The sequence below is a fragment of the Rossellomorea aquimaris genome, assembly GCF_020172085.1.
Lineage (GTDB): Bacteria > Bacillota > Bacilli > Bacillales > Bacillaceae_B > Rossellomorea > Rossellomorea aquimaris_E.
The window spans coordinates 47,379-61,051 of sequence record NZ_JAIVAT010000012.1 but is presented as its reverse complement, the minus strand read 5'-3'; the positions used below and the strand labels follow the sequence as shown (position 1 = coordinate 61,051).

20 protein-coding genes are annotated in these 13,673 nt (G+C 41.8%); 2 read left to right on the top strand and 18 right to left on the bottom strand.

Translation table 11 applies throughout. The annotated features are described in order from the left end of the window. Window positions 1-424 precede the first annotated feature (424 nt). Complete coding sequence (locus LCL96_RS22665; RefSeq protein ID WP_224945516.1) at window positions 425-652, bottom strand: hypothetical protein; 228 nt, start codon at window positions 650-652, stop codon at window positions 425-427. Between the two features lie 140 nt (window positions 653-792). Between LCL96_RS22665 and pdaB the strand changes: the two genes are divergently transcribed. After that, window positions 793-1,542 carry a polysaccharide deacetylase family sporulation protein PdaB gene (gene pdaB / locus LCL96_RS22660; RefSeq protein WP_224945515.1) on the top strand — a complete coding sequence of 250 codons (750 nt, stop codon included), beginning with the start codon at window positions 793-795 and terminating at the stop codon, window positions 1,540-1,542. 35 nt (window positions 1,543-1,577) lie between these two features. Here pdaB and LCL96_RS22655 read toward each other — a convergent pair whose 3' ends face one another. After that, a complete protein-coding gene (locus LCL96_RS22655; protein ID WP_224945513.1) occupies window positions 1,578-2,213 on the bottom strand; it encodes a KinB-signaling pathway activation protein in 636 nt (211 codons plus the stop codon). Window positions 2,214-2,362: 149 nt separating this feature from the next. On the opposite strand from LCL96_RS22655, the gene gerD reads away from it, so the two are divergent. Next, window positions 2,363-3,007 carry a spore germination lipoprotein GerD gene (gene gerD, locus LCL96_RS22650; RefSeq protein ID WP_224945511.1) on the top strand — a complete coding sequence of 215 codons (645 nt, stop codon included), beginning with the start codon at window positions 2,363-2,365 and terminating at the stop codon, window positions 3,005-3,007. A 66-nt stretch (window positions 3,008-3,073) separates the two neighbouring features. On the opposite strand, the gene LCL96_RS22645 is transcribed toward gerD, so the two are convergent. The 16 genes from LCL96_RS22645 to LCL96_RS22570 form a co-directional block, all read right to left on the bottom strand. Beyond that, a complete protein-coding gene (locus tag LCL96_RS22645) occupies window positions 3,074-4,123 on the bottom strand; it encodes an Mrp/NBP35 family ATP-binding protein (RefSeq protein ID WP_224945510.1) in 1,050 nt (349 codons plus the stop codon). A 466-nt stretch (window positions 4,124-4,589) separates the two neighbouring features. Further along, window positions 4,590-5,318: an N-acetylmuramoyl-L-alanine amidase CwlD gene (cwlD, locus tag LCL96_RS22640; RefSeq protein WP_224945509.1), complete on the bottom strand. Its 729-nt coding sequence runs from the start codon at window positions 5,316-5,318 to the stop codon at window positions 4,590-4,592. A 92-nt stretch (window positions 5,319-5,410) separates the two neighbouring features. Continuing rightward, window positions 5,411-5,857 carry a DUF2521 family protein gene (locus LCL96_RS22635; RefSeq protein ID WP_224945508.1) on the bottom strand — a complete coding sequence of 149 codons (447 nt, stop codon included), beginning with the start codon at window positions 5,855-5,857 and terminating at the stop codon, window positions 5,411-5,413. A 232-nt stretch (window positions 5,858-6,089) separates the two neighbouring features. Then, complete coding sequence (rpsI, locus tag LCL96_RS22630) at window positions 6,090-6,482, bottom strand: 30S ribosomal protein S9 (protein ID WP_034765933.1); 393 nt, start codon at window positions 6,480-6,482, stop codon at window positions 6,090-6,092. A 22-nt stretch (window positions 6,483-6,504) separates the two neighbouring features. Continuing rightward, on the bottom strand, window positions 6,505-6,942 hold the full coding sequence (gene rplM, locus LCL96_RS22625; RefSeq protein WP_034765935.1) for a 50S ribosomal protein L13: 438 nt from the start codon (window positions 6,940-6,942) through the stop codon (window positions 6,505-6,507). 183 nt (window positions 6,943-7,125) lie between these two features. Continuing rightward, complete coding sequence (gene truA / locus LCL96_RS22620) at window positions 7,126-7,878, bottom strand: tRNA pseudouridine(38-40) synthase TruA (RefSeq protein WP_224945507.1); 753 nt, start codon at window positions 7,876-7,878, stop codon at window positions 7,126-7,128. Between the two features lie 14 nt (window positions 7,879-7,892). After that, complete coding sequence (locus LCL96_RS22615) at window positions 7,893-8,690, bottom strand: energy-coupling factor transporter transmembrane component T family protein (RefSeq protein ID WP_224945506.1); 798 nt, start codon at window positions 8,688-8,690, stop codon at window positions 7,893-7,895. Further along, entirely contained in the window at window positions 8,687-9,556 is an 870-nt protein-coding gene (locus tag LCL96_RS22610) for an energy-coupling factor ABC transporter ATP-binding protein (protein ID WP_224945505.1), read from the bottom strand. The genes LCL96_RS22615 and LCL96_RS22610 overlap by 4 nt, the downstream gene beginning before the upstream one ends. Next, window positions 9,532-10,368, bottom strand: coding sequence for an energy-coupling factor ABC transporter ATP-binding protein (locus tag LCL96_RS22605; protein ID WP_224945504.1), 837 nt, complete (start codon window positions 10,366-10,368; stop codon window positions 9,532-9,534). Before LCL96_RS22605 ends, LCL96_RS22610 begins: the two co-directional genes overlap by 25 nt. Window positions 10,369-10,648: 280 nt before the next feature. Beyond that, entirely contained in the window at window positions 10,649-11,011 is a 363-nt protein-coding gene (gene rplQ / locus LCL96_RS22600; protein ID WP_034765940.1) for a 50S ribosomal protein L17, read from the bottom strand. A gap of 46 nt (window positions 11,012-11,057) precedes the next feature. Continuing rightward, complete coding sequence (locus LCL96_RS22595; protein ID WP_060674096.1) at window positions 11,058-12,002, bottom strand: DNA-directed RNA polymerase subunit alpha; 945 nt, start codon at window positions 12,000-12,002, stop codon at window positions 11,058-11,060. A 170-nt stretch (window positions 12,003-12,172) separates the two neighbouring features. Then, window positions 12,173-12,562, bottom strand: coding sequence for a 30S ribosomal protein S11 (gene rpsK, locus LCL96_RS22590; protein WP_032085294.1), 390 nt, complete (start codon window positions 12,560-12,562; stop codon window positions 12,173-12,175). Window positions 12,563-12,587: 25 nt separating this feature from the next. Next, window positions 12,588-12,953: a 30S ribosomal protein S13 gene (gene rpsM, locus LCL96_RS22585; RefSeq protein WP_034765943.1), complete on the bottom strand. Its 366-nt coding sequence runs from the start codon at window positions 12,951-12,953 to the stop codon at window positions 12,588-12,590. 24 nt (window positions 12,954-12,977) lie between these two features. Beyond that, a complete protein-coding gene (rpmJ, locus tag LCL96_RS22580) occupies window positions 12,978-13,091 on the bottom strand; it encodes a 50S ribosomal protein L36 (RefSeq protein ID WP_003156543.1) in 114 nt (37 codons plus the stop codon). 38 nt (window positions 13,092-13,129) lie between these two features. After that, window positions 13,130-13,348, bottom strand: coding sequence for a translation initiation factor IF-1 (gene infA / locus LCL96_RS22575; RefSeq protein WP_034765945.1), 219 nt, complete (start codon window positions 13,346-13,348; stop codon window positions 13,130-13,132). After that, window positions 13,341-13,664: a KOW domain-containing RNA-binding protein gene (locus tag LCL96_RS22570; protein WP_224945502.1), complete on the bottom strand. Its 324-nt coding sequence runs from the start codon at window positions 13,662-13,664 to the stop codon at window positions 13,341-13,343. Before LCL96_RS22570 ends, infA begins: the two co-directional genes overlap by 8 nt. Window positions 13,665-13,673 lie beyond the last annotated feature (9 nt).

The window sequence follows — 13,673 nt, the reverse complement described above, 5'->3', positions numbered from 1 at the left end:
GCGTTCGTCCTGAGCCAGGATCAAACTCTCCGATAAAAGTTTGAATAGCTCTTTAAAAATAAATCTAGAATTAACGTTGACGTATTGTCTTGTTTTGTTCAGTTTTCAAGGTTCAATGTACAAGCACTTCGTTTGAAGCGACTTTATTAATTTATCACATATCATCGTGTGATGTCAACTGTTTTTTCGAATTATTTATTGGTGTTTCTTCTAAATAATTCAATGTGTTTCAGCGACGTTTATTACTATAACAAGTTTTCAGATACGGGTCAATACATTTTGTGAACTTTTTTAAGGAATTATTTCAAAGCCGTTACTTCTTTTACATCCTTCTCTTTCGTTACCGGCTACTCTAAAGCACATTCCCCATTCATCTTAGCATAATGGAAGCTCCCGCTTATCTAAAACGGGAGCTTCCGTATCATCAATACGTCTCTTTCCTAGCTGTCGTCTTCATATATTTCAAACATTCCTTTTGACTGGCAAAGCGTTTAAAAAGGGAAAATAAGATTTTATACCGCTCATCCATTGCTCTTTTAACGATATGATCAATTCGAGAATCTTTTAAGTCAAATAGTATTTCATCCATTTCTCGTTTTAATAAATACTCTATTTCTTGTTTCTCTCTATCATTAATCATTAACCCCAGCAAGTATGTCACCCCTTTATGTTTGTATTTGTAGTTTTTTCCATTAAGTGAAATTTATAATCATTTTTTTAACATATAGATATTTTTTCCGGGGACATGCATATCTTTAGTAAAGATAGACGGTTGAACGGAGGGATCAATCTGTGAATACATTTCACACAGTGAATGCTAAGAAATTAAAGCAAATTAGTCTGATCATCGTGATTTCTTTCTTTACTGCTTTGTTTGTTTATAGCAGTAATCTTTCGACTCTTTCTGTTTTCAGTACAAAAGATGGCCCGAAAGCGATCTACAAAGGAGAAAAGGGTGTGGCGATGACGTTTAACATCGGTTGGGGAGATGAAAAGGCCAAACCGATTCTTGAGGAATTAAAGAAAATGAATGTCACATCCGCTACCTTCTTTCTTTCGGGAGCCTGGGCGGAACGACATCCTGATTTAGTGGAACAAATTGTAAAGCAGGGATATGAAGTCGGTAATCTCGGCTATGCTTATACCGACTATACGGAGTTGGAACCGAGTAAGATCAAGCAGGATATATTGAAAGCCGATACGGTCTTTAAGAAGCTGAATGTGAAAGAGGTAAAATTATTACGGGTACCTACCGGTCATTTTGATAAAAAAACATTAAAAGTGGCCGATTCCCTCGGCTTAACGGTTGTTCATTGGAGCGTTGATTCTAAGGATTGGACAAATCCAGGGGTGGATGAAATTCTCCGGAATATAAGCAAAGTGAAAAAAGGGGACATCGTCCTTCTCCACGCATCCGATTCCGCTAAACAGACGAAAGACGCCTTGCCGTCCATCGTGAAAGAGTTAAAAGGAAAAGGGAACTTCATTACCGTATCTGATATGATATCAAACGGTGATGCCAAGTCTTTCCTCATTCAATAGAAAAACCGCAGATGACATTCATCTGCGGTTTTTTTTCAGCTCTTAGCCGACTGCTTTTGTTCTCTTTCAATTTGGGATTTCTCTATATACTTAGGAAGGCGCAACAGTTGGAATGCATTACAGGCAATTAATGCGAGCAACATAAGATACAGCCATTTCACGGAATTCACCAATAATACCGGCAGCCATTCCAGTGTCGTCACCACAATCATAAAGAATAGTGCAGATACAAATGTGTTGGTCTTGGCTTCTGATTGTTGGTTCTTCACATAAGCAACCACAAGACCCACCACTAAGATCCCTATTCCGAGTAAAATATAAGGGGTGTACGATTCACCTTCAACAGCGAATGCCCTGAACCGGAAATAAATCAGATCGAACAACACAAGGGCGATCAGTACCAATTGAACAGGGTTCCATAAGCTTTTAAACATCCCCATCCCGAATTGATGAATGGTCAAGTATGCGAAATATCCCATTTGACTGATGACACTGAATGTAAATCCTACAAATACGAACCAAAGTAAACTCGATAATATGCCAATCACGTTACCGTCTTGAAAGTAAGGCCCGAACTGATCCCATCTAATGATAAGGGCAGCCACACCCGTTACGGCTCCACCGATTACTAACGTATGAATAAATAAACGAATCCAATTGCGGATGGTCACTTCTATTTTCCTCCAAATAAAAAAATATACACTCTCCTGATTGTACCAACGCATGTTTAAAAAATCTAGGTTCCAATTTTCCCTGTGCATATTTTTTTCGTTATTTCTCATATTAAAGGTAAGGGAATTTGTATGGAAGGAGCCTACCCATGAAAAGATATTCCTTTCTTTTTCTACTGTCCCTGCTTCTTCTATCCGCTTGTAGCGGTGGAGGAGAGACAGGCAGTAGCAAAATGGATTACGAAGAAACCAAGAAAATGGTTGTTGATATATTAAAGACCGATGATGGAAAAAAAGCCATTCAGGAAATCATGTCTGATGAAAAAGTGAAGTCTGAGCTTATCATGGATCAAAAAGTCGTCACGGATACCATATCCAAAACGCTCACATCCGAAAAAGGAACAGAATTCTGGAAAAAATCTTTTGAGGATCCGAAGTTTGCAGAAGCAATGGCGAAAAGCATGAAGAGCGGAAATGAAAAATTGCTCAAAGACCTCATGAAAGATCCAGAATATCAAGGAATGATGATGGACCTCTTAAAGGATCCTGAATTCAAGAAAGAACTTACTGAAGTTCTAAAAAGCCAGGAGTACAAAGAATACCTGCAAAAAGTAATTACCGAGACATTTGAAAGCCCATTATTCAAGGCAAAACTTCAGGATGTTCTATTGAAGGCTGCTGGGGAAATGAAAGATGGGGGTAAAAGTGAAGGTGGCGGAAGCGAATCTTCTTCTTCTGGAGGTAGCCAAGGAAGTTCAGGCGACTCCGGGGGTACCGGCAACGGCGGACAATAAGAAGCACGTCACACTCAAATTCAAAAGGACAAATGCAGTCTCTGCATTTGTCCTTTTTTCGTTTCCTTAAGATAACTTTTCAATCACCTTGTGAGCGATCTCTCCATAAATTTGTCCCAGTCTGTGATCCTCTGCATAAATAGATGGAGCAAAATCCTCTTCATTCCAATCAGGCTGTTGAAGTGGAAGCTTCCCTAATAAATCAGTACGGAGCTCTTCTGTAAGCTTCTCTCCCCCGCCTTGACCGAATACGAATTCCTTTTCACCTGTCAGTTTGCTTTCAAAATAAGACATGTTCTCCACTACGCCTAAAATATCATGATCCGTTTGAAGGGCCATGGCACCTGCACGAGCTGCTACAAAGGCCGCTGTTGGATGAGGGGTCGTCACGATGATCTCCTTACAATGTGGAAGCATCGTATGAAGGTCCAGAGCGACGTCTCCAGTTCCCGGAGGCAGATCCAGTAATAAATAGTCTAAATCGCCCCACTCGACTTCAGAAAAGAAGTTATTGAGCATTTTACCAAGCATCGGTCCTCTCCAAATGACAGGGGCATTATCTTCTACAAAGAAGCCCATGGAGATGACCTTTACACCAAATCGTTCTACTGGAATAATTCTTTCTCCACGTACGACTGGTCGTTTCACAATTCCCATCATATCGGGTACACTGAAGCCGTAAATGTCGGCATCTACAAGTCCTACTTTCTTGCCTTGACGGGCTAAGGACACGGCCAGATTGACGGAAACCGTTGATTTTCCCACTCCGCCTTTTCCGCTGGCAATCGCGATGAAGGTTGTCTTACTTGCCGGGGATAATAAATCCGTTCCTTCCCCACCTGTACCTCTATGCTTCTCAAGCTCTTCTTCTGGAAGTTCGGTAAATCTGATACCTACAGACTCAGCGCCATTCTCTTTCAACAATTGGACGATTTGTTGCTGAAACTGCATCTGCTCCCCGGTACCGGTCTTGGCAATGGCAATTTTCACGCTGACATGATTCTTTTCTTCTTTTATGGAGATGTCTACGACTCCATTTGTTTCTTGTAATGTTTTATGTAAAAAAGGATCTTTTAATCCGAATAATAGCTCGCGTGTCTGTTGTTCCGTTAACATGAATAACCACCCTTTTTTATGTATTCGTTTTCAACTCTCTGTGTTCAGTATAACATATTCTCAGTTGAATGAATGCTCAAAAGGTTTTGAATGCTTTTGTTGAATAATAATAATGGTGCTAGTATATTAAACAAGTCAAATATATAGTAATGCTCTGTCAATGATTGTGTGCTGAAGGGGGAGGTGGAACTACTCCGCTTTCCGCGGACGTTCGGCCGAGCCTCCTCAGCAAAATTCGCTTCCGGGGTCTCGGCGCGCCCGTTTTCCGCAGGAGTCTACGTAGTTCCCCATCCCCCTTTTAACAAGTCTTTCGTGACAGAGCTTAATAATGATCATATGATGTGATTACAATCAACAATGTCTGTTAAGTTATTGAAAGAATTTAACTAATTCTCACTTCATCAATATTTATACTATTTTTACGAAATCACCCCAAAATAAAAACCACAAGAAAAAAGCTGAGAGGTTATTCCTCATCAGCTTCTTTTTTGTTTTTATCGTCCATAGTTAGATAATTAAGTACTCCTTGATAGACGGATGCTGCAATTTTTTGCTGATAGTCTTCTTTTAGAAGGTTGGCCCTTTCTCCCGGATTGGAGAGGAAGCCGATTTCGACGAGGGCTCCGGATTTTTTTGCATGTTTCAGGATATATACATTCTGAAGTCCCTTTGCTTCTCTGGTTGTGTTTTCCAGATTCCTTGTCAGTTCAGCCTGGATGGCTTTGGCAAGTGCTTTGTTTTCTTCAAATTTTGGATTGTAGAACGTTTGGGCCCCGCTCCATTTTGCTGATGGGATGGAATTCAGATGAATGCTAAGAAACATATCGGCCTCTGATTCATTAATCAGGCTGAGCCGTTTCTTTAGATCTTCCACTTTTCGGCGGCTGTATCCCCTCGTATCCTCATCAGCAAGATCTTTATCCTTCTCGCGTGTCAGAATTACGAGCGCCCCTTGCTCTTGCAGATAATCCCTTATCATCAGCGATACATTCAAAGCGATATCCTTTTCCAGTGCCTTTTCATCCCCAGCCCCGCCATCAGGACCACCATGGCCAGGATCTATATAAATGATTTTTCCTGATAAGGGGAGGTTCCATGAATCCCATGTATCCTTGTCTAATACCTTATATTGAATGATGAATAATAAGATAGCCAGTGCAGAAATTATCCCGATAACCTTCAGTTTCTGAACCATTCCAGTCCTCCTATTTCCAGTCTTAACCACGGAAGAGAATTCCCGCTGCTTTACTAAAAAATATGGGACAAGAATGGATTTTAGAACTGAATTTAATTCAAACGCAGTTTGTGGCGCTTGATCCCTTTTTCATACCCTTCAGACCACCATGTTTCCACATAGTGTTCACAGCAATAATAAAAGGACTCGTCTACCTGATTGGAGACACCCATCTCAGACCAGTACAACCAAAAATTATACAGGGTATCAATAAAATGCTTCATTTCTTCCTCGCATCGCTTTTTCACCAGCTTCTCGTCTTCACCCGAGTAACCAAACTTACTGACCTTTCCACCCAGGAGATAGGCCTCGATCGCTACATCAAAGCAAGCCTCGTCAAATCCCTGCTGCATAAATACGCCGCCTTGAACCTTTATATATCCAAAATGCCGCCTGACACTCTCCTGCAGCATCTTAATCGAAATTTCTTTCAACAATGTTCTTTCCGTCTTGATTTGCTTTTCTCTTCTCTTTGTATTGAAAGTTGTAATAACGTTCAAACACATCCACCCCTTTGAACGTATTTTCCTACCCAACACCACACTTCATTCGAGTAACTGTTACCAATTTTTTTGAGGGACGGACCTCCAAAATCAGCCTTGTAATATAAAGAATCCATTGATACAAAAGGGTTTTAGTTCAGAAATGGAACATAAATGGAGGTCCGTCCCTCAAACCCAATAAAAAAAGCCCAGCCGACAGAATCGGCTGAGCTTTTGTGTGAAATAATAATTAACGCTTAGAGAATTGTGGCGCGCGACGTGCACCTTTAAGACCGTATTTTTTACGCTCTTTCATACGAGAGTCACGAGTTAATAATCCAGCGCGTTTCAGAGTTCCACGGTATTCAGGGTCTGCTTGTAGTAAAGCACGAGCGATTCCGTGACGGATCGCACCAGCTTGACCAGCATAGCCTCCACCATTAACGTTTACTAAAACGTCGTAGTTACCAAGAGTTTCAGTTGCAACTAGTGGTTGCTTAATTACTTCTCTTAGTGCTGCGAATGGGATATAAACTTCTACTTCACGATCATTGATAACAATGTTTCCGTTACCTGGTACTAAACGTACACGAGCTACTGAGCTCTTACGACGACCAGTTCCGTAATATTGAACTTGAGCCAAGATAATAACCTCCTCTTATTAATTATCCACGAAGTTCGTAAACTTCAGGTTGTTGTGCTTGATGTGGATGCTCTGCTCCAGCATATACATGTAATTTCTTGAACATTTGACGACCTAGAGAACCTTTTGGAAGCATACCTTTGATAGTAAGCTCTAACATTTTCTCTGAGTAGTTTGTACGCATTTCTAATGCTGTACGTTGCTTTAAACCACCTGGGTGATTTGTGTGACGGTAGTAGATCTTGTCCGTTAACTTCTTCCCAGTTAATTCAATTTTTGAAGCATTAAGAATGATTACATGATCACCAGTGTCAACATGTGGTGTGAATGTTGGTTTGTGTTTTCCGCGTAGAATTGAAGCAACTTCACTGGATAGACGTCCAAGAGTTTTACCTTCAGCATCTACAACGAACCATTTACGATCGATTTGGTTGGCTTTTGCCATATACGTTGTACGCATGATTTAACCTCCTATTTAATGAATCCGTAGTATTTATTTTCTAATCACAATAAGTTTCCGGGGCTTATCGTGGGGTTAATAACATACCATATGCTATATTATCTTGTTCCCAGTCTATTGTCAAGAGAATGTTACACCTGGATTAGTTGTTTTAGTATTTTTTTAAATCATTTATAGATAATCCTATTTTTCAGAAGAACCATACTCCACCTTCCACAAATACAACCCATGCGGCGGTGCGGTCTTTCCTGCACGATCACGATTCCGGGCTTCCAGGATTAGAGGTATGTCTTCTATAGGAATATTCCCAGAACCTACCTCCAATAATGTTCCGACCAGGATCCTCACCATATTATATAAAAACCCATTCCCTACAAAAGAAAAAATAATTTCTTCTTCATGCTCGTGAATGCTAATATGGTGGATCGTCCTTACTTTGTCTTCCACCTCGGTCTTAGCTGAGCAGAAGCTCGTAAAGTCATGCTCACCGATAAGATAACCTGCAGCGCGCTCCATGTCGGTCACTGAAAGGTTATAAGGGTAATGAAGCGCAAAGTGACGCTTAAATGGACTTCTTGACTCCCCGGTATAGACCCGATAACGGTATTCCTTCTGCTCTACTGAAAACCTCGAGTGAAAATCTGCCGATACAATCTCCGCGCTTTTCACCGTTACCTCATCCGGCAACCGTGTATTCAGAACTACTGGCCATTTCTCTTCAGGTATGGATAATGGGGTATCAAAATGAAATACCTGTCCGTTCGCATGGACTCCTGCGTCGGTCCGGCCTGAGCCGCTGATCCGTATCCTTTCCCCCTTATGGATGGTAGACAATATATCCTCGATGACACCCTGGACAGTCCGCTCTCTGGGCTGTACCTGATAGCCATGAAAATACGTTCCATCATATGCGATGGTACACTTCACTCTCTGCATAAGCCACACTCCCGTTACCCTCTGAAAATAACTAATACTGCTGTCAGGAGGGCAAGAACGATTAACGCCCCCGTGTCCTTCTTATGCCAGGATAGCAGGCGGTATTTCGTCCTGCCCTCTCCTCCTTGATATCCTCTTGCTTCCATGGCGGTTGCCAGGTCCTCTGCCCGTTTAAAAGCACTGACGAAAAGGGGGATCAATAAAGGAATGATGGCTTTGATCCGATCTTTAATGGGACCGGACGAAAATTCTGCCCCTCTCGCAATCTGTGCTTTCATGATCTTGTCTGTTTCCTCCATCAAAGTGGGGATAAAGCGCAGGGAAATGGACATCATAAGAGCCAATTCATGAACAGGGAACTTTACCTTTTTCAATGGATTCAATAGCGTTTCAAGCCCGTCCGTGATTGTGATGGGAGACGTTGTCAATGTCAATAGTGATGTCACAAGGATCAGGTAAAAGAAACGTAATGAAATAAAGACCCCCTGCCTTAACCCTTCTTTATGAACAGACAGAAGCCCGAGGTCCAGGATGACAGGACCTTCCTTTGTGAAAAACACATGCAAGAAGAATGTAAACAAAATCAGCCATAGAATGGGCTTGAGCCCTCCGATGATGAACCGGATGGAAAGATTGGATAGAATGAGTGCACTAATCGTAAACAGGCCAAGCAATGCGTATGTCACAGCGTTATTCGCCAGGAAGACGACACATATAAATCCGAAAATGAATAATAGCTTTGCCCTTGGATCCATTTGATGAAGAATGGACTTAGCCGGCACATAGCGTCCGAAGATCATTTTCTCCATCATAGCGCTTCACCTCCATCCTGAATCGTATGGATGGCAGAAACCAATTCATCGATTGTTAAGCAGGTCTTAGGCAGCTTCTTCCCTATCCTATGTTCGAGCTGATACTGAAAACGGACGACATCAGGGACATCCAGTCCCATTTCAAAAAGGGAATCCGCATCTGAGAATATATCCCTCGGGCTTCCTTGTCGTTTTAATCGCCCTTTCTGCATAATCACGATTTCCTCTGCATAATGAGCGGCATCCTCCATACTATGGGTGACCAGGATGGTCGTCAGACCCTTTTCTTTGTGAAGAGTATAGAACATGTCCATGATCTCTTTTTGCCCTCTTGGATCAAGTCCTGCTGTCGGCTCATCCAATACGATGACTTCAGGATTCATGGCCAGTACCCCGGCAATGGCGACACGTCTCATTTGTCCACCAGACAGATCGAATGGGGATTTCTGTAACACATCCTCAGACAGCCCGACCTTGACAATCAGTTCTTTCGCTCTTCGGATCGCTTCTTCCTCCGACACACCGAAATTCATGGGACCATAGCAAATATCCTTGAGGACGGTTTCTTCAAACAACTGATGCTCTGGGAATTGAAAGACGATCCCGACTTTTTGTCTTACGGGCTTCAGGTTCTTCGCTTTTTGTTTAGCCTTTATTTCATGCTCCCCTACCCGGACGATTCCCTCCGTAGGCTTTAATAACCCGTTCAAATGCTGCAGGAGTGTAGATTTACCTGAACCGGTGTGGCCGATCACCGCCAGAAACTGCCCCGTTGGAATAGAAAGATTGATATCCTGAAGAGCAAGCTTTTCGAATGGAGTGTTGAATGAATATCGGTATTCTACTTGTTGAAATGTAATGTGCATAATTCATCCACCAACTCTTCTTCTGTAAAATAGGTTCTGCTCAAAGGAATTCCAGAGTTCTTCAATGCCCCGGCAAGCTTGATTGTAAATGGGGAATCCAGTCCGAGCTTCATTAGTTCATCCTCTAAAAGGAAAATCTCTTCTGGCAATCCTTCCTTAAAGACACTGCCTTGGTTTAAGACAATCATACGATCTGCCTTTGTCGCTTCTTCCAGGTCATGGGTAATGGAAATCACCGTCAAGTTTTCTTCCTCTTTCAGTTTACGAACTGTTTCAAGGACTTCCTGTTTTCCTTTTGGATCAAGCATCGAGGTGGCTTCATCCAAGATAATGATCTTCGGCTGCAAAGCTACAACCCCGGCGATCGCAACACGCTGCTTTTGACCTCCTGATAAATGGTGCGGCTCTTGATCAAGAAAATCTTCCATATGGACACTTTTTAAAGCATCATTGACTCTCTGTACCATCGATTCATGAGGTACCCCATGGTTTTCTAACCCAAAAGCCACATCATCTTCCACTGTAGCACCCACAAATTGATTATCGGGATTCTGAAAAACCATACCTAGCTTAGAGCGGATATCCCAAATAGAAATTTCCTCAAGAGTGATTCCATCCACCTTAACAAGTCCCTTCTCAGGAAAATGAAGACCGTTCAACATCTTCGCAAGGGTGGATTTACCTGATCCGTTATGTCCGACAATGGCAAGCCACTCACCCTGACGAACAGTCAGACTAATACCTTTTAGGGCGAAGGTATCTTGATCCGGATATCTGAAATGCACATCGTCCACTTTAATGATTTCTTTCAATTCTGTAACCTCCTCTATGCTCTTCCATACTCAGCTCTGCTAAAACCTTTGCATATAAAAAAAAGCCTGCACCCCGACCAAAGAAAAGAGAGTCTTTTCTTGTTCATCCACTGAACAGCTTCTATGAACATAGAAGTTGGAAGGGGTGCACGAGCTAGACGAGTCAGACAGCGCTGCTCATCGTAACGCTCTGCTTTTCATCACATGCACTTATACAAAAAGGGCAAAGAAGCAGTTAAGGATTAACTGTCCCGCCCTTAATGTTAGAAGTCACGAATTATTAAACTAATTCGATGATTGCCATTGGAGCACCGTCACCACGGCGAGGACCAACCTTCATAATGCGAGTATATCCACCTTGACGCTCTGTGTAACGAGGAGCGATGTCAGAGAATAACTTTTGTAAAGCATCTTGGTTGTTTTCAGCGTTTGCAACTTCTTTACGAATGAATGCACCAGCTTGACGACGCGCGTGAATGTCACCACGTTTACCTAATGTGATCATTTTTTCCACAACTGAACGAAGCTCTTTCGCACGAGTTTCAGTTGTTTCGATGCGCTCGTTAATGATTAGGTCTGTAGCTAAATCACGTAGCATTGCTTTACGTTGAGCACTAGTACGTCCTAACTTTCTGTAAGCCATTAAGGGTTCCCTCCTTTGTTGAGTCTATATATGAAAGAAGATGTTATCAGTCGTCTTTACGTAATCCAAGTCCAAGGTCTTCAAGTTTCACTTTAACCTCTTCAAGGGATTTACGTCCTAGGTTACGTACTTTCATCATATCTTCTTCAGTCTTGTTAGCAAGCTCTTGAACAGTATTGATTCCAGCACGCTTCAGGCAGTTATAAGAACGAACAGAAAGATCCAATTCTTCGATCGTCATCTCAAGAACTTTTTCTTTTTGATCTTCTTCTTTTTCTACCATGATTTCAGCATTCTGCGCTTCATCTGTAAGGCCAACGAAAATATTTAAGTGTTCTGTTAGAATCTTAGCACCTAAAGAAATCGCTTCTTTCGGTCCAATACTTCCATCAGTCCATACATCAAGAGAAAGTTTATCGTAGTTCGTCATTTGACCAACACGAGTATTTTCTATTTGATAGTTTACGCGTGAAACTGGAGTGTAAATAGAATCGATTGGGATCACGCCAATAGGAAGATCCTCACGTTTGTTTTGGTCTGCTGGTCTGTACCCACGACCACGGGATGCACTTAAACGCACACGGAAGTGACCACTCTTAGATAATGTTGCGATGTGTAAATCAGGATTTAACACTTCAACATCACTATCATGAGTAATATCAGCAGCCGTCACGGCTCCTTCACCCTGCACATCAATTTCTAGCGTTTTTTCTTCATCAGAGTAGATCTTTAACGCCAGCTTCTTGATATTCAAAATGATGGATGTAACATCCTCTACGACGCCTTCAATTGTTGAAAACTCATGCAGTACTCCATCTATTTGAATAGATGTGACAGCAGCACCTGGGAGTGACGATAATAGGATACGACGTAAGGAGTTACCCAAAGTTGTACCATATCCACGCTCAAGTGGTTCTACGACGAACTTTCCATATGTGGCATCATCGCTGATCTCAACCGTTTCAATTTTTGGCTTTTCAATTTCGATCATTAATATTTACCCTCCTTCAAAACGTCGAAACTCCGGGCTAAATAAGATAAAGTCCGAAATTCCCCATGTTTACGTTCCCTATTGTGCACCAACAACTGGTTACTTTTCTGAATGAACGTATCTTGTATCATATCCCATTATAGACAACGATACAAAATTTATACAGAAAATTAAACGCGGCGACGTTTTGGTGGACGGCATCCATTATGAGGAACTGGAGTAACGTCTCTGATTGCAGTAACTTCTAGACCTGCTGCTTGAAGAGCACGGATAGCTGCTTCACGACCAGCACCAGGACCTTTAACTGTTACTTCAAGAGTTTTTAGACCATGTTCTTGAGAAGCTTTAGCTGCTGTTTCAGCTGCCATTTGCGCTGCGAATGGAGTGGATTTACGAGAACCTCTGAATCCTAGTGAACCTGCACTTGACCAAGCAACAGCATTTCCGTGAACATCAGTAATAGTTACGATTGTGTTATTGAATGTAGAACGAATGTGTGCAATACCAGCTTCGATATTCTTTTTCACACGACGTTTACGAGTATTAGTTTTACGTGCCATACTAAGAAGTAACCTCCTTTACCTATTATTTTTTCTTGTTAGCTACAGTCTTACGAGGACCTTTACGTGTACGAGCATTGTTCTTCGTATGTTGCCCACGAACAGGTAGTCCACGACGGTGACGAAGACCGCGGTATGAACCGATTTCCATAAGACGTTTGATGTTTAGTGATACTTCACGACGAAGATCACCTTCTACTTTTAATTTATCAACGATATCACGGATCTTTCCTAGTTCGTCGTCAGTAAGATCGCGAACGCGAGTATCCTCAGATACACCTGCTTCAGATAAGATTTTCGCTGCAGTATTTTTACCAATACCGTAGATGTATGTTAATGAAATGACAACACGTTTGTCACGTGGAATGTCTACACCAGCAATACGTGCCATAGTGATAGCGCACCTCCTTTAAGATTAGCCTTGTTTTTGTTTGTGTTTAGGGTTTTCACAGATAACCATGACTTTACCTTTTCTACGAATAACTTTACATTTTTCGCAGATCGGCTTAACAGATGGTCTAACTTTCATCTTATTCTAACCTCCTTAATAGTACGGAGTGCAATAGATTATTTATAACGATAAGTGATTCTACCACGAGTCAAGTCATACGGTGATAATTCTACTGTTACCTTGTCACCAGGTAGGATACGGATGAAATGCATACGGATCTTTCCTGAAACATGTGCCAGTACTGTATGACCATTTTCTAATTCTACCTTAAACATCGCATTGGGCAAAGTCTCGGCGACCTTACCTTCAACTTCAATTACATCATCCTTAGCCATCGAACATGTCTCCCTTCTTCTCATCATTTAACACTTCGTTAACAAACTTTGAAACAGCATAACGCAGTTTACCGTTCGTTACTCTGCCTGATTCTATCATACTGTTTTGAACTTCTGGAGAAACATAGTCACACAAGTGAAGATGAGCGATGTTCTTTCGCTTGGCGCGATCAAACTTTCGTCTATCCCCATCTGCTATGAGTACAAAACGTTCATCCAACTGCTGAACAACGACCGAGTAGCTGCCTGTTTCTCTCCCTTTAAGGGTTTGAACAATTTGGCCAATCCTCGGTACCGTCGAATCTGACTCGATCAATCCAATCAC

Coding starts and splice junctions, on each gene's coding strand:
- gerD (WP_224945511.1), top strand. CDS start 2,363: ATGAAAAGATATTCCTTTCTTTTTCTACTGTCCCTGCTTCTTCTATCC.
- LCL96_RS22645 (WP_224945510.1), bottom strand. CDS start 4,123: ATGTTAACGGAACAACAGACACGCGAGCTATTATTCGGATTAAAAGAT.
- cwlD (WP_224945509.1), bottom strand. CDS start 5,318: ATGGTTCAGAAACTGAAGGTTATCGGGATAATTTCTGCACTGGCTATC.
- rplM (WP_034765935.1), bottom strand. CDS start 6,942: ATGCGTACAACGTATATGGCAAAAGCCAACCAAATCGATCGTAAATGG.
- truA (WP_224945507.1), bottom strand. CDS start 7,878: ATGCAGAGAGTGAAGTGTACCATCGCATATGATGGAACGTATTTTCAT.
- LCL96_RS22615 (WP_224945506.1), bottom strand. CDS start 8,690: ATGATGGAGAAAATGATCTTCGGACGCTATGTGCCGGCTAAGTCCATT.
- LCL96_RS22610 (WP_224945505.1), bottom strand. CDS start 9,556: ATGCACATTACATTTCAACAAGTAGAATACCGATATTCATTCAACACT.
- rplQ (WP_034765940.1), bottom strand. CDS start 11,011: ATGGCTTACAGAAAGTTAGGACGTACTAGTGCTCAACGTAAAGCAATG.
- LCL96_RS22595 (WP_060674096.1), bottom strand. CDS start 12,002: ATGATCGAAATTGAAAAGCCAAAAATTGAAACGGTTGAGATCAGCGAT.
- rpsK (WP_032085294.1), bottom strand. CDS start 12,562: ATGGCACGTAAAACTAATACTCGTAAACGTCGTGTGAAAAAGAATATC.
- rpsM (WP_034765943.1), bottom strand. CDS start 12,953: ATGGCACGTATTGCTGGTGTAGACATTCCACGTGACAAACGTGTTGTC.
- rpmJ (WP_003156543.1), bottom strand. CDS start 13,091: ATGAAAGTTAGACCATCTGTTAAGCCGATCTGCGAAAAATGTAAAGTT.
- infA (WP_034765945.1), bottom strand. CDS start 13,348: ATGGCTAAGGATGATGTAATTGAAGTTGAAGGTAAGGTCGCCGAGACT.